This window comes from Phenylobacterium sp., from assembly GCF_046590535.1.
In the GTDB taxonomy this organism is placed as follows: Bacteria; Pseudomonadota; Alphaproteobacteria; order Caulobacterales; family Caulobacteraceae; genus Phenylobacterium.
In genome coordinates this window covers 1-16,592 of record NZ_JBKJTG010000129.1, presented here as the reverse complement: position 1 = coordinate 16,592, position 16,592 = coordinate 1, and the positions used below count along the sequence as shown (strand labels likewise).

Here is a 16,592-nt window from a genome sequence, read left to right as displayed (position 1 = left end):
GCGTTCTCCATGACCTTGCCGACCACGATCGAGCCTTCGACGCCGGCGTTTTCGGCGATCTGACGGATCGGGGCCTGCAGGGCGCGGCGCACGATGGCGACGCCGGCTTCCTGGTCGGCGTTGTCGCCCTTGAAGCCGTCCAGAACCTTGGACGCCTTCAGCAGCGCCACGCCGCCGCCGGGGACGATGCCTTCTTCCACGGCCGCGCGGGTGGCGTTGAGGGCGTCGTCAACGCGGTCCTTCTTCTCCTTCACCTCGACTTCGGTCGAGCCGCCGACGCGGACCACCGCAACACCGCCGGCCAGCTTGGCCAGACGTTCCTGCAGCTTTTCCTTGTCGTAGTCAGAGGTGGTGTCCTCGATCTGCTTCTTGATCTGGGAGATACGGCCCGCGATGCCGGCCTTGTCACCCGCGCCGTCGACGATCGTGGTGTCGTCCTTGGTGATGGTGACCTTCTTGGCCTTGCCCAGCATGTCCAGGGCGACGTTCTCCAGCTTGATGCCCAGGTCTTCCGAGATCAGCTGGCCGCCGGTCAGGATGGCGATGTCTTCCAGCATCGCCTTGCGGCGATCGCCGAAGCCGGGCGCCTTGACCGCCGCGACCCGCAGGCCGCCGCGGAGCTTGTTGACCACCAGGGTGGCCAGGGCCTCGCCTTCGACGTCCTCGGCGATGATCACCAGGGGACGGCCCGACTGGACCACGGCTTCCAGGACGGGAAGCAGCGGCTGCAGCGAGGAGAGCTTCTTTTCGAAGATCAGGATCAGAGGCTCCTCGAGATCGGCCTCCATTTTCTCGGCGTTGGTGATGAAGTACGGCGACAGGTAGCCGCGGTCAAACTGCATGCCTTCGACGACATCCAGCTCGGTTTCGGCAGTCTTGGCCTCTTCGACCGTGATGACGCCTTCGTTGCCGACCTTGGCCATGGCCTTGGCGATCATGTCGCCGACTTCGGCGTCGCCGTTGGCGGAGATGGTGCCGACCTGGGCGACCTCGGCGTTGGTGGTGACCTTGCGCGAGGAGTTCTTGATCTCCTCAACGACCTTGATCACGGCCTTGTCGACGCCGCGCTTCAGGTCCATCGGGTTCATGCCCGCGGCCACGGATTTCAGGCCCTCCACGACGATGGCCTGGGCCAGCACCGTGGCGGTGGTGGTGCCGTCACCGGCCTTGTCGTTGGTCTTGGAGGCGACTTCGCGGATCAGCTGGGCGCCGAGGTTCTCGAAGCGGTCGGCAAGTTCGATTTCCTTGGCCACCGTCACGCCGTCCTTGGTGGAGCGCGGGGCGCCGAAGGACTTCTCGATGACCACGTTGCGGCCCTTGGGGCCGAGGGTCACCTTCACCGCGTTGGCGAGGATGTTGACGCCGCGCAGCATGCGATCGCGCGCGTCGGAGGCGAAATAAACGTCTTTCGCAGCCATGGTTGAAACTCTCTTTCTGGAGGGGTTGTCGAAGGGGGTGCGGGTGAGGCGGCTTTACGCGCCTTCGAGCACGCCCAGGATGTCGCTTTCCTTCATGATCAGCAGATCCTGGCCGTCGAGCTTGACCTCGGTGCCGGACCATTTGCCGAACAGGATGCGGTCGCCGGCCTTCACGTCGAGAGGCTGGATCTTGCCGCTGTCGTCGCGGGCGCCGGGGCCCACGGAGACGACTTCGCCTTCCTGCGGCTTTTCCTTCGCGGTGTCGGGGATGATGATCCCGCCCTTGGTCTTCTCTTCTTCGTCGACGCGCTTGATCAGCACGCGATCTCCCAGGGGACGAAACGCCATGATGGTTCTTTCTCCGTTCGAGACGGTTGGAATGGTGATGACAAAGGCGGCTGAGGAGGGTGTTAGCAGTCCCAGCCCTCGAGTGCCAACGTCGGTGGGGAGTTAGGTAGGCGGCCGCGCGGAGTCAAGGCTGCGACGCCAAAACGCTGGAGGCGCCTAAATTGCGCCGCTAGGGTCGTATCTGAAGCCTGTGACACATTGTTCGGAGAGAAAACCCATGCGCCGCGCCATTGCGCTTGCCGCCCTCATGTCCGTCGCCGCCGGCGCCGCGGGGGCCGAGACCTGGACCAAATTCGCCACTGCCGACAAGGGCATCGAGTGGTCCTACGACGCCGACTACAGCTACAAGGACAAGGCCAGCGGCCGCCTGGTGGTCATGCAGGCCGTCGCCAAGCCGGAGGCCAAGCTCGGCCCCGCCGGCCCCGGCAAGTCGGACGGCGTGGGCTATGTCTATGCTCTGGACTGCTCCAAGAAGAACCTGATCTCGGTGGCGTCATATACGCCTTCGAAAGCGCTCGATATCCCGGCCAACTGGCGCTCGGTGAAGCCAAAGAAGGCGTCCGGGCCGGAGAACGAGGCGCTGATCGCCGCGGTCTGCCCGCACGTGGCCCACGTCCCGGTGAAGTAGCGCGCTGCGGCCTTGCCAATCGTCTCCGGCCGCCTGGCGGGGCGGCCGGACGGCGACAGGAGGCCAGATGCTCGACCACATCGGCCTGAGCGGCGCGGACCTTGCGAAACCGCGCCCTGGTGTGAGGCCTTGCCGCCTGGTTTCCGGGATTTTGGCGCCATAGCGATTGAAACAGTTGTTTGATTGGGGGCATATGGCGCTCAACAACGCATCGCTATGGGAGTGACCAGGATGACCATGACCGCGGACCGGGCGGACTCCAGCTTCAAGCTGAACCCGCAAGACGAGCTCAATGACCTGCGCATGTCGGCCAAGGCCATGCCACTCCTGGAGCGCGTGCGGCGCTTCATCGCCGAGACTGTCGAGCCGATGAGCGCGGAATTCCACCGCCTGGGCGAAGGCAACCCGGACATCTGGTCCTATGCCCCGGGCCAGCTGGAAGTGCTGGAAGCCGCCAAGGACAAGGCCAAGGCCGAGGGACTGTGGAACTTCTTCCTGCCCAACGCCGAGACCGGCGAGGGCCTGTCGAACCTGGACTACGCCTATATCGCCGTGGAGCTGGGCAAGAACCGGCTGGCCTCGGAGACCATGAACTGCGCCGCCCCCGACACCGGCAACATGGAAGTTCTGGAGCGGGTCGGCACGCCCGAGCAGAAGAAGCAGTGGCTGGAGCCCCTGCTGGCCGGCAAGATCCGTTCGGCCTTCGCCATGACCGAGGTGAACGCCGCGTCCTCGGACGCCAAGAACGTCAACACCCGCGCCACCCTGGTGGGCGACGAGTACGTGATCAACGGCGAGAAGCACTACATTTCCGGGGCGGGCGACCCGCGCTGCAAGATCATGATCACGATGGTGCAGACCAGCCCCGAGGGCCCGCCGGCGCTGCGCCAGTCGCAGATCCTGGTCCCCACTGACGCCCCCGGCGTGAAGATCCTCGGCCCCATGAACGTGTTCGGCGATCCCGACGCGCCCCACGGCCATATGCATATCGTCTTCGACAACGTCCGCGTGCCGGCGTCGAACATGCTGCTGGGCGAAGGCCGCGGCTTCGAGATCTCCCAGCTTCGCCTGGGCCCAGGCCGCATCCACCACTGCATGCGCGCCATCGGTTCGGCCGAGAAGGCGCTGGACCTGATGGTCACCCGCGGCCTTAGCCGCGAGGCCTTCGGCAAGCAGCTCGTCCACCTGGGCGGCAACCTGGAGATCATCAGCCGCGCCCGCATTGAGATCGAGGCCATGCGCCTGATGGTGCTGAAGGCGGCCAAGGCCATGGACGTTCTGGGCAACCAGGAAGCCCGCGTGTGGATCCACATGGTCAAGGCCATGGTGCCCGAGCGGGTCTGCCAGATCATCGACCAGGCGATCCAGATGCACGGCGCCCTGGGCGTCAGCCAGAAGACCCCGCTGGCCCGGATGTACACATCCACCCGCACCCTGCGGATCGCCGATGGCCCAGACGAGGTGCACCACATGGTGGTGGGCCGCAACGAGCTGCGCCAGTACCGCGAGACGCCCGTCGACACGTCCACCGCCGCCATCTTCCGGAACTAGGCCGAGCCTCACACTGCCGCCTCCCTCGCAGGGGGCGGTAGGCGCGGCGGCCCAACTGTGCCGGTCCCCGGCCCGACGAAGCTTGGCCTTGGGGCGCGGCGCGGTGTAAGCGAACGCCGTTCAGCATGACCACGTCCTTCTCTATCCGGCGGCTGGTTCCCGCCGAGGCGCGCCAGGCGGCGTCCGCCCTGGCGGACGTCCTGGCCGACTGCGTGGCCGGCGGGGCGTCGGTGAGCTTCATGGCCGACTTGACCCACGCCGACGCGGAGGCCTTCTGGCGCGATCAGGCCGACGCCGACGACGGCCGGGCCATACTGGTGGCCGAGGACGAGAGCGGGATCGCGGGCGTCGTGCAAGTGATCCCCGCCTGGCCCCCGAACCAGCCGCACCGGGCGGACATCTCCAAGCTGCTGGTCCACCGCCGCGCGCGGGGCCACGGGGCGGCCAAGGCGTTGATGGGCGCGGCGGAAGACCACGCGCTCGCCATGGGCCGGACCCTGCTCACCCTCGACACGGTGCAGGGCTCCGCCGCCGAGGCGCTGTACACGGGTCTGGGCTGGACCCGCATGGGCGTCATCCCGGACTACGCCTTGATGCCGGACGGCGCCCTGGCCGCCACGGTGGTGTTCTTCAAGGCGCTTGGCCGATGAACGTCGCCGTCGCCGGCTTCGTCGTGCTGATGGCCTTCGTCACCGCGCTCCTATCGGGCGTGTTCGGCATGGCCGGCGGGCTGATCCTGATGGGCGCGCTGGCCCTGGTGCTGCCGGTCTCCGCCGCCTTCGTGACCCACGGCCTCCTGCAGATGGTGGCCAACGGCTGGCGGGCCATCCTGCATCGCCAGCATGTGCGCTGGGACATCGTCGGCTGGTACGCCCTGGCCTCGGCGCTGGCCGCGGGGGTGGTGGCGCTGATGTCCTTCATCCCGTCCAAGCCGATGCTGTTTCTGCTGCTGGGCCTGGTGCCGGGGGTTCTGTGGCTGCCGCAGAGCTGGCTGAAGCTCGACGCCGCCCGGCCGCCCCAGGCCTTCGCCTCCGGCTTCCTGGTGACCGGGCTGAACCTGATGGCTGGCGTCGCGGGTCCGCTGCTGGACATCTTCTTCGTGCGAACCGAGCTGACCCGCCACGCCATTGTCGCCACCAAGGCGGCAACCCAGGTGTTCGCCCACTTGGCCAAGGTGGCTGTCTATGGCGCGCCGCTGATCGCCGCTGGCGGCGAGGGCTTCCCGCCTCTGTGGCTGTTCGCCATCGCCATCCCGTTGTCCATGGCCGGGACCGCCCTGGGCGGGCGCATCCTGGACCGGATGACCGACGTGAACTTCAAGCGCTGGACCCGCTGGATCGTCACCGCGGTTGGCGTGGCCTACCTGATACAAGCCGCCCAGCTCTTCGCGCGCGGAGCATAAAAAAACCGCCGGGTCCCTTTGCAGGAGCCCGGCGGGTGAAGTCATTAGGGAGGAAACGCCCAGGATGGGCAGACCCTCAGGTATGTCCTCGATCGGCCCGTGCAAGGGCGGGAGCGGAAAAAAATGCAGCTGACGGGGAAGACCCTGGAGCACCGCGTCGTGCGCCTTGAGCCGATGGGCGAGGCGCACCAGGCTGACCTCCGCGCAGCCTGCGACGCCGATCCGGCCACCTGGTACGAGCTCTATCCTTACTCCATGCAGGGCGAGCACTTCGACGCGGTCTGGGCGCGGCTGATGACGGACATGGCCGCGGGTCGCACCATCGCCTTCGCCGTCGTCGTGGACGGGCGCTGCCAGGGGATGACCACCTACTCCGGCATCGATGGGCCCAACCATGCCCTGGAGATCGGCGGCACCTACTATGCGCCGAGCCTGCGGGGCGGCGCGGTGAACCCGGCGTGCAAGCGGCTGCTGCTGGGCCACGCCTTCGCCTGTGGCGCGGACCGCGTGCAGTTTCGAGTCGACGCCATCAATGGGCGGTCCCGCTCCGCGGTCCTGAAACTGGGCGCCATGCAGGAGGGGATTTTCCGTCACGACAGGATCACCTGGACCGGGCGGGTCCGCGACACGGTGTTCTTCTCGATCCTGGCCGACGAGTGGCCGGCGGTGCGCGACCGCCTGGACGCCCGGCTGGCCTAGGCCGACATCGCAGTCATCTCCTTCTCCGGGAAGAACACCTCCGCAGCGTGGTCGGCCAGGTCCTGGGCCGTCCAGCCCAGCTTGGGCTTGAAGCCCTCGGTCTGCAGCATCTTGATCTCGCGCATGCCGCGGCCCGACGCCCCCAGCACCTTGCCGGTCTGCTCCCCCGACAGCTCCGAGACCATATAGAGCACCGCCGGCGCGATGTGGTCGGGCAGGCTGGTGGGCTCCGGCTCCTGGTTCAGCCGGCCGGGCAGGTCGGAGGTCATCCGGGTATAGGCGCCGGGCGCCAGGCCCCAGACGCGGATGCCGTACTTGCGACCCTCGATGGAGAGCACCCGCATGAAGCCGTAGATGCCGGCCTTGGCGGCCCCGTAGTTGGCCTGGCCGAAGTTGCCGTAGAGGCCCGAGGTCGACGAGGTCATCACGATCACGCCCCGCGTCCCGTTGTCCTTCATCCAGCGCCACACCGGCAGGGTGCAGCAGTAGGTCCCCTTCAAGTGCACCTTCACCACCTGATCCCAGTCGGCCTCGGAGGTGTTGGCGAAGGTCTTGTCACGCAGGATGCCGGCGTTGTTCACCAGGATGTCCACCTGGCCGAAGGTGGTGAGCGCCGCGCGCAGAATGTTCTCGCCGCCCTGCATGGTCGAGACGTCGTCGCCGTTGGCCACGGCCCGCCCGCCCTCAGCGACGATGGCGTCCACCACCACCTGGGCCGCGGAGCGGTCGGCGCCGGTTCCGTCCCGGGCGCCGCCCAGGTCGTTGACCACCACCGCCGCCCCCTCCCGGGCGAACAGCTTCGCATAGGCTTCGCCCAGACCGCCGCCCGCGCCCGTGACGATGGCCACCTTGCCGTCCAGCAGACCCATGACCGACCTCCCTATTGGTTGGGGGCCATCATCGGGCGTGGATCGGCCAGCTGGCAAGCCTCAGGGGCGGAACGTGGCGCCCGTCGGCTCGGCGGTTATCTTGATGAACTCGATGAAGACGGGCCGCCCCAGCCGCCATCGCCGCCCAGATCATCTCACCGCGCCTTTGCGCCGCGCCCGGAAGAACGCCTTCAACATAGCCGAACTCTCCTCTCCCAGAACCCCGCCGGTGACCTCGGGCCTCCAGTGGCAGGTGGGCTGGTCGAAGAACCTCGGCCCGTGGACCACCGCGCCGCCTTTCTCGTCGGCGGCGCCATAGACCAGCCGGCCGATCCGCGCGTGGCTGATGGCGCCTGCGCACATGGCGCAAGGTTCCAGCGTCACCACCAGGGTCAGTCCCGTGAGCCGGTAGTTGCCCAGCCGGGCGGCGGCGGCGCGCAGGGCGACGATCTCGGCGTGGGCGGTGGGATCGTGCCCGCCGATCGGCTGGTTGGCGCCGATAGCGATCACCTCGCCGGACGCCGGATCGATCACCACCGCGCCCACCGGCGTCTCTCCGGCGGCGGCTGCGGCTTGCGCGGCTTCGAGCGCGATGCGCATGGTGCGATGGTCATGGTCCACGATCCGCACCGAACCGACGGCGCTCCGTCCGGTCAAGCCCGCACGTCCCCCAAAGAACCAGAACGTGTCGCCAAAGCCCTGGCCCGCGCCGGCGTGGCCTCGCGCCGCGACGTGGAGCGGCTGATCGAGGCCGGCCGCGTGGCGCTCAATGGCAAGGTGCTGACCACGCCCGCGGTGAAGGTCGCGGCGGGCGATATCCTGACGGTGGACGGCGCCGTGGTCAGCGACGCGGAACCGGCGCGGCTGTTCCGCTACCACAAGCCCGTGGGCCTGGTGACCACCCACAAGGACCCCCACGACCGGCCCACCGTATTCCAGGCCCTGCCCGAGGGCTTGCCCCGGCTGATCTCGGTCGGCCGCCTGGACCTGAGCTCGGAGGGCTTGCTCCTCTTGACCAACGACGGCGGCCTTGCCCGCGCCCTCGAGCTACCCGGCGCCGGCGTGGCGCGCCGCTACCGTGCCCGGGCGCACGGTCGGGTCACCCAGGACAAGCTCGACACCCTGAAGGCCGGCGTCACGGTGGAGGGCGTCCATTACGGGGCGATCACCGCCACCCTCGACAAGGCCAAGGAAGGCCCCCAGGGCGCCAATGTCTGGATCACAGTCACCCTCGCCGAAGGCAAGAACCGCGAGGTCCGCCGGGTCCTGGAGTTCCTGGGCCTCAAGGTCAACCGGCTGATCCGCCTCTCCTATGGCCCCCTGGCCCTGGGGACCCTGGGGTCCGGCCAGATCGAGGAAGTGGGACCCCGGGTGATCCGTGAGCAGTTCGCCCAGCACATCGCGCCGGAGAACCTGCCCACCGGCGAGCGGCCACAGTTCCGCGCCGCCGCGGCGCCCACGTCGCGCAGGGCCGCCGCCGAGGCCGCGCCGGGCCGCCAGCTGCCCGGCCGCCGCGGCAAGGCGGCGGCGGAGCGCGAGGGTGGCGCGGCGCGCGCCAAACGGACCTTCGACCAGCGCTCGCGCCCAGCCTCCAAGGCCTCGGGGGAGCCTGCGCCCAAGAAGGAATACAAGGCCGGCTGGGCCAAGCCGAAGCCCAAGCCCAAGGTCCATTCGCCGGCTAAGAAGCCCGGCGCGCCGCGGGGCCGTGGGCCCAAACCGCGCGGGTGAGCTGAGCCGTGCGTATCGTTTCCGGAGAGTTCCGCGGCCGCACGCTCGCCGCGCCCGCGGGCCAGGCCACCCGGCCGACCTCGGATCGTGCCCGCCAGGCGATCTTCAACATCCTGGAGCACGCCGCGTGGTCTGAGGGCGTGCGCAAGGCCCGGGTCATCGACCTTTTCGCCGGTTCCGGCGCGCTGGGTTTCGAGGCCCTGTCGCGGGGCGCGGCCTTCTGCCTGTTCGTGGAGACCGACGAGGCCGCCCGCGGCGCGATCCGCGAGAACGTCGATGCGTTCAGCCTGTTCGGCGTCACCCGCGTCCACCGGCGCGACGCCACGGACCTGGGCGTGCGGCCGGGCTCGGACGGCCCGGCGTTTGGCCTGGCCTTCCTCGATCCGCCCTATGCCAAGGGGCTGGGGGAAGTGGCCCTGGCGAAGCTGGCCGAGGGCGGCTGGCTGGCGCCTGGCGCGGTGGTGGTCTTCGAGCGGGGGTCGGATGAGCCGGCCTTCGGGGTCCCCGGCTTCGGGGCGCTGGACTCCCGCGACTACGGCGCCGCGCGGGTGCATTTCCTGCGGTACGCCGGCGCCTAGCGCCGCCCGAATAGCCGCTCGATGTCGGCCAGCTTCAGCTCCACATAGGTGGGCCGCCCGTGGTTGCACTGGCCGGAGTGGGGCGTGGCCTCCATCTGGCGGAGAAGGGCGTTCATCTCCGGCGCAGACAGCCTGCGCCCAGCGCGGACGCTGCCGTGGCAGGCCATGGTGGAGCAGACTTCCTCCAGCCGCTCCTTGAGCGCCAGGGCCTGGCCGTTCTCGGCAAGGTCGTCGGCGATGTCGCGCACCAGGCCCGCCGCGTCAGTCTCCCCCAGCAGCGCCGGGGTCTCGCGCACCAACACCGCGCCCGGCCCGAACGCCTCGATCACCAGCCCCAGGGCTTCCAACTCGGGCGCCCGAGCGATCACCCGCTCGGCCTCCGCGGGGTCGAGCTCCACCACCTCGGGCAAGAGTAACGCCTGGCGCGAGACGCCGCCCTGCGCCAACTCCTCCTTCATCCGCTCATAGACCAGCCGCTCGTGGGCGGCGTGCTGGTCGACGATCACCACGCCGTCGCGGGTCTGGGCGACGATATAGGTCTCGTGCACCTGGGCGCGGGCCGCCCCCAGGGGATAGTCCACCGGATCGAACGCGGGCGCCGGGCCGGGGGCTTCAGCCAGCCCCGGCTGCGCGTCCCACATGGGCTCGGCCCGGGCGGAGACTTCTGTCAGCCCAGGGATCGACTGGACGGCGGCGGCCAGGCTGCCCGGGCTCCACCCGCCTTGCCGCCAGGCGGAAAAGCCTTGCGCCGGCTGCTGACCGCCGGGCCGGAAACCCCCCAGCGCTGCGCTGGAGACCGTGGTTGACGCTCGGTGCCCGGCGCTAGCCAGGGCATGGCGCAACCCGCCGACGATCAGCCCCCGGACCAGCCCCGGATCGCGGAACCGCACCTCGGCCTTGGCGGGATGCACGTTGACGTCCACGTAGGCGGTGTCGAGCTCAATGTAGAGGGCGGCCAGCGGATGGCGGTCGCGGGCCAGGAAGTCGGAATAGGCGGCTCGCAAAGCGCCCTGCAGCAACCGGTCGCGCACCGGCCGCCCGTTTACGAACAGGTACTGGTGGGCGGCGTTGCCGCGGTTGTAGGTGGGCAGGCCCGCGAAGCCCGACAGCCGCACCCCCTCGCGCTCGTGGTCGATAGCCAGTGCATTGTCCGAGAAGTCGCGGCCCATTATCGCCGCGAGGCGCGCCAGCCGCCCCTCAGGCCCCTTGGCCTCGGCGGGCAGGCGAAGGGTCCGGCGGCCGTCCAGGTCCAGGGCGAAACTCACCGCCTCATGGGCCATGGCCTGGCGCTTGATCTCCTCGGCGATAGCCATGGCCTCCGAGCGCTCGGACTTCATGAACTTCAGCCGCGCGGGGGTGGCGTAGAACAGGTCGCGCACTTCCACCCTGGCGCCATGCGGGCCGGGGAAGGCGGCCGGCGAGACCGCGCCCAGCGCGCCGCCCTCCACCAGGATCGCGTGGGCATCCGCCGAGCCCCGGGCGCGGCTGGTGATCGAGAGCCTCGCCACCGAGCCGATCGACGGCAGGGCCTCGCCGCGGAACCCCAGGGTGGTGATGCGCAGGAGGTCGTAGTCGCCGGCGTCGTCCGGGACCAGCTTCGACGTGGCGTGCCGTTCCACCGCCAGCGGCAGCTCGTGGGGCGCCAAACCCTGGCCATCATCGGCCACCAGGATGCGGGTCAGCCCGCCGCCGTCGGCCTGCACCTCGACCCGGGCCGCCCCGGCGTCGAGGGCGTTCTCCACCAGCTCCTTGACCGCGCTGGCGGGCCGCTCCACCACTTCGCCGGCGGCGATGCGGTTGACGGTTTCAGGCGGGAGACGACGGATCGGCATGATGCGGCTTTCAAGAGCCAGCCAATATAGGACGATTCCGGCCTTCCCGCGCCGGATGCTGAGCAGGCTCGCCGCCGCCGCGCTGCTGGCTGGCCTTCCGGCGAGCGCCCAGGTCCCGCTGACCCCGGTGGATCCGGATGCCACCCTGGTTGAGGAGCTGGTGGTCACTGCCCGCGAGCGCGGTCCGGCCTTCTGGCGGGTGGAGGACGCCGACACGGTGGTCCATGTGCTGGGGGTGCCGTCGCTGGCCCCCAAGCGGATGGCCTGGGACCAGGCTGGGTTCATGCGCCGGCTGGCCGGCGCCAATGTGGTGGTGGTTCCGGCCAAGGGCATGCGGGTCCGGCTGGCCGGCGCCCCCGGAGCGGCGATCAGCTATCTGCGCCTGAAGTCGTCCAGGCCCTTCGAGGAAACCCTTTCGCCGGCCGAGCAAGCCCGCTTCGCATCCGCCCGGGCCAGGCTGGGCAAGCCGCCCGGCCGCTATGGCACGAAGAACCCGCTGGCCGCTGGCCTGCTGCTGATCACCGACTACCGCGACACCCACAGCCTGTCGGATCAGGATCCCAACAAGCTGATCCGCCTGCTGGCCTCGCAGGCTGGCGTGCCGATCGAGAGCAAGACCTACGACCTGTCGCCCTTGCTGGGGGCGGTGGTGAAGGCCGGGGACGGCGCCGGTCGAGCCTGCCTGGACGAGGCGCTACGGGATGTGGACCAGGGCCCCGACGGCACGCTGGCGGCCACCCGCGCCTGGGCCGACGGCGACGTGCGCGGCGCCCTGGCGGCGGAGCGGACCTATGAGCGCTGCATCAATTCGGTGCCGGGGGCCGCGGCCCTGGACGCCCGCATCAAGGCCGATCAAGCCGCGCAGATCGCTCAGGCCCTGAAGCGCCCAGGGCACGCCATCGCTGTGGTGCAACTGCGCCCTCTGCTCAGCCAGGGCGGCGTCCTCGACCGCCTGCGCGCCCAGGGCTTCACGGTGAAGACCCCGGGCGAAGCCGACGCGGAGCCTACAGACCCGGCAGTTTGATGCGGCGGCTCTGGTCGCGCTGAATCGTTACGGCCTTGCCGCCGGTCAGGCTGGTGACCCGCGCCTGTTCTGCGGCGGCGTCCACCGGCGTGGCGGTGTTGTCCACCGCAGCGCCGGCCGGGGCCCCGCGCTTGTCGTCGCCGCGCCAGAACATCACGCGGTCGGCGAAGGACTTTTCCTTGTGCGACACGTCGCCGAATTCGTCGTCCACCACGTAGCGGATCAGCGGATCGGCCTTGTCGGCGCCGGCCTTGGCCACCAGCAGCTTCTCGCCCTCGGAGCGGGCTTCGGCGTCGCGCTGGCCCAACAGGGCGTTGCGGGCGGCGCTTTCCGGCTGCAGTTCCTGCGGACGGGGCTCGCCAGGCGCTGGCGGTCGCAGGGAATAGTCAGGCGGCACCACCAGGGGCGCCTTGGTCACCACGCGGAACTCGTCGGGGGTCACCTTGGACATCCCCAGCGCGTCGCGGGTCGATTGACAGCCGGCAAGACCGACGGCAGCGAACAGGGCGGTCGCCACGATCACTCGGTTGACGCTCATGAACTCAAAAGCTCCTAAGACCGCCCCCGGCCGCGAAGTTGCTTGGCATAGCGCAAACGCAGGCTCACGCCAACGTCCCTAGGCCGGGCGTTCTCGCCGCATGCTGTCCAGCAGCAGCAGGACCACGCCGATGGTGATGGCCGCGTCGGCCACATTGAACACCCAGGGGAAGAACCCCAGCCGCTGGACGTCGATGAAGTCGGCCACTGCGCCGAAGCGGGCGCGGTCGATGGCGTTGCCGACGGCGCCGCCGATCACTAGGCCCAGGCCCGCCGCGGAGGTCAGCCGCTCGGACTTGCGCGCCCAGGCGATGAGCAGGAGGGCGACCCCCACTGAGAAGGCCACCAGCGCCCAGCGGACCAGATCGTGTTCGGCTTTCAGGAGGCCGAAGCTGACCCCCTGGTTCCAGACCATGGTCAGGTGGAGCGGGCCGATCACCGGCACGGTGCCGCGCTCGGCCAGATTGAGCACCCCGAGAACCCAGGCCTTGGAGATCTGGTCCAGCAGGATGACCAAGGCCGCCAGCCCATAGGCCGACCATCCGTGACGGGTGACCCGGCTCATGCGTCCACCTTTCCGCGAGCGGCGTCCCAGGCGGCGACGGCGTCGGCGTCGCGGCGGGACAGGTCCGGGTAGCGTGGGTCCGATCCCACCTCCGGCAACACCCGCCAGGACCGGGCGCACTTGCGGCCCTCCGCGCGGGTTGGTTCCACGGCGACGCCGGCGACCTCGGTAAGGCGGAAGGCCCCGGCCGGCCCATCGCCGGCGACGAGCGTCGCCTGGCTGGTGCGGAACACTTCGGCCGGGTCGAGCCCGTCGAAGGCGGCCAGTAGGTCGTTGTCGGAGACATGCACCTTCGGCGCGGCCTCCAGGGCGGCGCCCAGCCGCTTCTCACGGCGCTCCACCTCCAGCGCGCCGGTGACGACGGAGGTCACCGCCTGCACCTGCGCCCAGCGGGCCGCCTCGGCGTCGTTGCGCCATGTCCCCGGCGTTTCCGGGAACACCCGCAGGCAGTTGGTGGCGGCGTCCGGGAATCGGGTCGTCCAGGCCTCCTCCATGGTGAACGGCATGATCGGCGACAGCCATACGGTCAGGCGCTCGAACACCGCATCCATCACCGTGCGCGCAGCCCGGCGGCTCAGCGCCGTGGGCTGGTCGCAGTAGAGGCTGTCGCGGCGGATGTCGAAGAACAGGGCGGAGAGCTCCACCTGGCAGAATTCCGTCAGCGCCCGGGTCACGTCCTGGAAGACGTAGCCCTCGTAGGCCCTGCGTACCTGGCCATCCAGTTCCCAGAGGCGATGCAGGATGAAGCGCTCCAGGGGCGGCATCTCTTCCAGGCCCACCCGCTCGGCGTCGCTGAAGCCCGCCAGGGCGCCCAGCAGGTACCGCACGGTGTTGCGCAGCTTGCGGTAGGCGTCGGTGGTGGTCTGCAGGACCGTCTTGCCGATCCGCTGGTCCTCCGTGTAGTCGACCATCCCGGCCCACAGGCGCAGGATCTCCGCGCCGGACTCGCGGATCACCTGGTCGGGCTCCACGGCGTTGCCCAGGGACTTGGACATCTTCTCGCCGGTCTCGGTGACCGTGAAGCCGTGGGTCAGGACCCCGTCATAGGGCGCCCGTCCGCGGGTCCCCGAACTCTCAAGAAGCGACGACTGGAACCAGCCGCGGTGTTGGTCGGAGCCTTCCAGATAGAGGTCGGCGGGCCAGCGGGTGTTCGCCCGACCCTCCAGCACGAAGGCGTGGGTGGACCCTGAGTCGAACCAGACATCGAGGATGTCCTCGACCTTTTCGTAGCGCTCCGGGTCGTGGTTTCCGAGGAAGTCCGTGACGGGACGGATGAACCAGGCGTCGGCGCCCTCCTCGGCGATCGCCTCGACGATGCGGCGGTTGACCTCGTCGTCGTGCAGGGGTTGACCAGTTTGATTGTCAACGAACATGGCCAGCGGCGAACCCCAGGCCCGCTGGCGGCTGACCAGCCAGTCGGGACGGCTCTCAACCATGGCGCGGATGCGGTTGCGCCCGCTCTCCGGATAGAAGGCGGTGGCGTCGATGGCCTCCAGGGCGGTCTCGCGCAGGGTGCGGCCGGCGTGGGCCGCATCCTCCAGGGGCTCGTCCATGCGGATGAACCACTGCGGCGTGTTGCGGAAGATCACCGGCGCCTTGGAGCGCCAGGAATGCGGATAGGAGTGCTCCAGCCGCCCGCGGGCCAGCAGGCCGCCAGCCTCGATCAGGCTGGCGATCACCGCGTCGTTGGCCGGGCCAAACCTGCCGGCTTTCTTGCCCTCGGTCTCCAGCACCTTCAGGCCGCCGAACAGGGCCACGTGGGGATAGTAGGCGCCATCCGCGTCGACGGTCTCGGGGATCTCCCGGTGGCCGTGGGCCAGCCACACCACATAGTCGTCGGCGCCGTGGCCCGGCGCGGTGTGCACGAAGCCCGTGCCGGCGTCGTCGGTGACGTGGTCGCCGGCCAGCATCGGCACCGGGAAGCCGTAGTGGCCGTCCAGCGCCGCCAGCGGGTGGGCCAGCACCATGCCTTGGCAGTCTACCGCTTCAACCTTGCGGAAGCGGGCCACCTTGGCGGCCTTCATCACCTCGTCCACGAGCTTGTCGGCGACGATCAGCCGGTCGCCCGGCTTGGCCCAGGGCTCGAACGCCAGGCCCTCTTCCATCGCCTCGACCCGGTAGACCGCATAGGCCACCGCCTCGTTGTAGCTCACCGCCCGGTTGGCCGGGATGGTCCAGGGCGTAGTGGTCCAGATCACCACCGAGCCGCCGGCCGCGGCGTCGGAGCCTTCCACCACCGGGAACTTCACCCAGACGGTGGGGCTGGTGTGGTCGTGGTATTCGACTTCGGCGTCAGCCAGGGCCGTGCGCTCCACCGGGCTCCACATCACCGGCTTCGACCCCCGGTAGAGCTGGCCCGACGCCACGAACTTGTGGAATTCGGCGACGATCGCGGCCTCGCTGGAATAGTCCATGGTGGCGTAGCGGTGCTCCCAGTCGCCGATGACGCCCAGGCGTTTGAAGCCGTCCATCTGCACGCCGATCCACTCACCGGCGTATTCGCGGCAGCGCGCGCGGAACTCGGCCTTGGAGACCTCGTCCTTGCGCCGGCCCTTGGCGCGCAACTCTTCCTCGACCTTCCACTCGATGGGCAGGCCGTGGCAGTCCCAGCCGGGCAGGTAATCGACATCGTACCCCAGGGCGAACCGCGAGCGGACCACAAAGTCCTTCAGGGTCTTCTGCAGGGCGTGGCCGATATGGATGGCGCCGTTGGCGTAGGGCGGGCCATCGTGCAGCACGAACAGCGGCGCCTTGGCCTGCTGTCGCGCCTTGCGGATCGCGTGGTAGAGGTCGGCTTCGGCCCAGCGCCTGAGGATCTCCGGCTCCTTCTGCGGCAGGCCGGCGCGCATGGGGAACGGGGTGTCGGGGAGGAAGACGGTCTCGCGGTAGTCGCGGCCCTTCGCATTGGGTTGGGGTTTTTCGGCGTCGTCGGCCATAGGACTTTCCAGCTTGGTTCGGACTTCTGGTTGCGGGGATCTACCCGGCGCGCGCTGGAACGGGGCCGTCCGGCGGCGTCACGCCGGGCGGGTAATTCGCAGGGATTTCCGAACCGAACTCATAGGCCGGAGGCTCTAACAGAGCCGCGGGCATAACTAAAGCGGCGGCGCCGCCGATAGGCATTCGCCCCTCCCTCGGCCTTCGCAACCGCGGAGAGGAAGTCTAGGCGCCCAGGATCGCGCGCGCCCGGGCCGCGTCCTTCATGACCTGGGCGGTCATCTCGTCGAGGCCGGCGAACTTCTCCTCGGGGCGCAGGAAGGCGATCAGGTCGGTCTCGATGGTCTGGTCGTAGAGGTCCTCGTCGAAGTCGAACAGCCAGACCTCGAGCAGCGGCTTGGTGATCCCCTCGACGGTCGGGTTCACCCCGATATTGGCCACCCCCGGCAGCCGGCGGCCGTCCTGCAGGCGGGTGCGGG

General features: G+C 69.4%; 17 protein-coding genes. 8 read left to right on the top strand and 9 right to left on the bottom strand.

Annotation, left to right across the window (positions count from 1 at the left end):
* The coding region (gene groL, locus ACLL81_RS07870) for a chaperonin GroEL (RefSeq protein ID WP_411287795.1) at positions 1-1,418 on the bottom strand (1,418 nt) is incomplete at its 3' end.
* Between the two features lie 54 nt (positions 1,419-1,472).
* The gene (gene groES / locus ACLL81_RS07865; protein ID WP_411287794.1) at positions 1,473-1,766 is read right to left on the bottom strand and encodes a co-chaperone GroES; all 294 of its coding nucleotides are present in this window, start codon (positions 1,764-1,766) and stop codon (positions 1,473-1,475) included.
* 217 nt (positions 1,767-1,983) lie between these two features.
* On the opposite strand from groES, the gene ACLL81_RS07860 reads away from it, so the two are divergent.
* From ACLL81_RS07860 to ACLL81_RS07840, 5 genes are all read left to right on the top strand, one after another.
* Positions 1,984-2,394 carry a hypothetical protein gene (locus ACLL81_RS07860; protein WP_411287793.1) on the top strand — a complete coding sequence of 137 codons (411 nt, stop codon included), beginning with the start codon at positions 1,984-1,986 and terminating at the stop codon, positions 2,392-2,394.
* A 231-nt stretch (positions 2,395-2,625) separates the two neighbouring features.
* Positions 2,626-3,945, top strand: coding sequence for an acyl-CoA dehydrogenase family protein (locus ACLL81_RS07855; protein ID WP_411287792.1), 1,320 nt, complete (start codon positions 2,626-2,628; stop codon positions 3,943-3,945).
* Positions 3,946-4,070: 125 nt separating this feature from the next.
* Entirely contained in the window at positions 4,071-4,595 is a 525-nt protein-coding gene (locus ACLL81_RS07850; RefSeq protein ID WP_411287791.1) for a GNAT family N-acetyltransferase, read from the top strand.
* Positions 4,592-5,347: a TSUP family transporter gene (locus tag ACLL81_RS07845; RefSeq protein ID WP_411287790.1), complete on the top strand. Its 756-nt coding sequence runs from the start codon at positions 4,592-4,594 to the stop codon at positions 5,345-5,347. The genes ACLL81_RS07850 and ACLL81_RS07845 overlap by 4 nt, the downstream gene beginning before the upstream one ends.
* A 123-nt stretch (positions 5,348-5,470) precedes the next feature.
* On the top strand, positions 5,471-6,046 hold the full coding sequence (locus tag ACLL81_RS07840) for a GNAT family N-acetyltransferase (RefSeq protein WP_411287789.1): 576 nt from the start codon (positions 5,471-5,473) through the stop codon (positions 6,044-6,046).
* Here ACLL81_RS07840 and ACLL81_RS07835 read toward each other — a convergent pair.
* Positions 6,043-6,915, bottom strand: a complete 873-nt coding sequence (locus ACLL81_RS07835; protein ID WP_411287788.1) for an SDR family NAD(P)-dependent oxidoreductase — start codon at positions 6,913-6,915, stop codon at positions 6,043-6,045. The genes ACLL81_RS07840 and ACLL81_RS07835 overlap by 4 nt on opposite strands.
* 150 nt (positions 6,916-7,065) lie before the next feature.
* Complete coding sequence (gene tadA / locus ACLL81_RS07830) at positions 7,066-7,515, bottom strand: tRNA adenosine(34) deaminase TadA (protein WP_411287787.1); 450 nt, start codon at positions 7,513-7,515, stop codon at positions 7,066-7,068.
* Positions 7,516-7,521: 6 nt separating this feature from the next.
* On the opposite strand from tadA, the gene ACLL81_RS07825 reads away from it, so the two are divergent.
* Together ACLL81_RS07825 and rsmD are read left to right on the top strand one after the other, a co-directional pair.
* On the top strand, positions 7,522-8,643 hold the full coding sequence (locus ACLL81_RS07825; RefSeq protein ID WP_411287786.1) for a pseudouridine synthase: 1,122 nt from the start codon (positions 7,522-7,524) through the stop codon (positions 8,641-8,643).
* Between the two features lie 8 nt (positions 8,644-8,651).
* A complete protein-coding gene (gene rsmD, locus ACLL81_RS07820) occupies positions 8,652-9,221 on the top strand; it encodes a 16S rRNA (guanine(966)-N(2))-methyltransferase RsmD (RefSeq protein ID WP_411287785.1) in 570 nt (189 codons plus the stop codon).
* On the opposite strand, the gene mutL is transcribed toward rsmD, so the two are convergent.
* Positions 9,218-11,053, bottom strand: coding sequence for a DNA mismatch repair endonuclease MutL (gene mutL / locus ACLL81_RS07815; protein ID WP_411287784.1), 1,836 nt, complete (start codon positions 11,051-11,053; stop codon positions 9,218-9,220). The two genes, rsmD and mutL, sit on opposite strands and share 4 nt — an antisense overlap.
* Positions 11,054-11,108: 55 nt before the next feature.
* Here mutL and ACLL81_RS07810 point away from each other — a divergent pair, with 55 nt between their 5' ends.
* Complete coding sequence (locus tag ACLL81_RS07810) at positions 11,109-12,077, top strand: TraB/GumN family protein (protein WP_411287783.1); 969 nt, start codon at positions 11,109-11,111, stop codon at positions 12,075-12,077.
* Here the strand turns inward: ACLL81_RS07810 and ACLL81_RS07805 are convergent.
* From ACLL81_RS07805 to ACLL81_RS07790, 4 genes are all read right to left on the bottom strand, one after another.
* Positions 12,058-12,615, bottom strand: coding sequence for a DUF3035 domain-containing protein (locus tag ACLL81_RS07805; RefSeq protein ID WP_411287782.1), 558 nt, complete (start codon positions 12,613-12,615; stop codon positions 12,058-12,060). The two genes, ACLL81_RS07810 and ACLL81_RS07805, sit on opposite strands and share 20 nt — an antisense overlap.
* Positions 12,616-12,693: 78 nt before the next feature.
* Complete coding sequence (gene lspA / locus ACLL81_RS07800) at positions 12,694-13,179, bottom strand: signal peptidase II (RefSeq protein ID WP_411287781.1); 486 nt, start codon at positions 13,177-13,179, stop codon at positions 12,694-12,696.
* A complete protein-coding gene (ileS, locus tag ACLL81_RS07795; RefSeq protein WP_411287780.1) occupies positions 13,176-16,115 on the bottom strand; it encodes an isoleucine--tRNA ligase in 2,940 nt (979 codons plus the stop codon). The genes lspA and ileS overlap by 4 nt, the downstream gene beginning before the upstream one ends.
* A 223-nt stretch (positions 16,116-16,338) precedes the next feature.
* On the bottom strand, positions 16,339-16,592 hold a 254-nt coding region (locus ACLL81_RS07790), incomplete at its 5' end, for a riboflavin kinase (RefSeq protein ID WP_411287779.1).

Coding starts and splice junctions, on each gene's coding strand:
- groES (WP_411287794.1), bottom strand. CDS start 1,766: ATGGCGTTTCGTCCCCTGGGAGATCGCGTGCTGATCAAGCGCGTCGAC.
- ACLL81_RS07860 (WP_411287793.1), top strand. CDS start 1,984: ATGCGCCGCGCCATTGCGCTTGCCGCCCTCATGTCCGTCGCCGCCGGC.
- ACLL81_RS07855 (WP_411287792.1), top strand. CDS start 2,626: ATGACCATGACCGCGGACCGGGCGGACTCCAGCTTCAAGCTGAACCCG.
- ACLL81_RS07850 (WP_411287791.1), top strand. CDS start 4,071: ATGACCACGTCCTTCTCTATCCGGCGGCTGGTTCCCGCCGAGGCGCGC.
- ACLL81_RS07845 (WP_411287790.1), top strand. CDS start 4,592: ATGAACGTCGCCGTCGCCGGCTTCGTCGTGCTGATGGCCTTCGTCACC.
- ACLL81_RS07840 (WP_411287789.1), top strand. CDS start 5,471: ATGCAGCTGACGGGGAAGACCCTGGAGCACCGCGTCGTGCGCCTTGAG.
- ACLL81_RS07835 (WP_411287788.1), bottom strand. CDS start 6,915: ATGGGTCTGCTGGACGGCAAGGTGGCCATCGTCACGGGCGCGGGCGGC.
- tadA (WP_411287787.1), bottom strand. CDS start 7,515: ATGCGCATCGCGCTCGAAGCCGCGCAAGCCGCAGCCGCCGCCGGAGAG.
- ACLL81_RS07825 (WP_411287786.1), top strand. CDS start 7,522: ATGGTCATGGTCCACGATCCGCACCGAACCGACGGCGCTCCGTCCGGT.
- mutL (WP_411287784.1), bottom strand. CDS start 11,053: ATGCCGATCCGTCGTCTCCCGCCTGAAACCGTCAACCGCATCGCCGCC.
- ACLL81_RS07810 (WP_411287783.1), top strand. CDS start 11,109: ATGCTGAGCAGGCTCGCCGCCGCCGCGCTGCTGGCTGGCCTTCCGGCG.
- ACLL81_RS07805 (WP_411287782.1), bottom strand. CDS start 12,615: ATGAGCGTCAACCGAGTGATCGTGGCGACCGCCCTGTTCGCTGCCGTC.
- lspA (WP_411287781.1), bottom strand. CDS start 13,179: ATGAGCCGGGTCACCCGTCACGGATGGTCGGCCTATGGGCTGGCGGCC.
- ileS (WP_411287780.1), bottom strand. CDS start 16,115: ATGGCCGACGACGCCGAAAAACCCCAACCCAATGCGAAGGGCCGCGAC.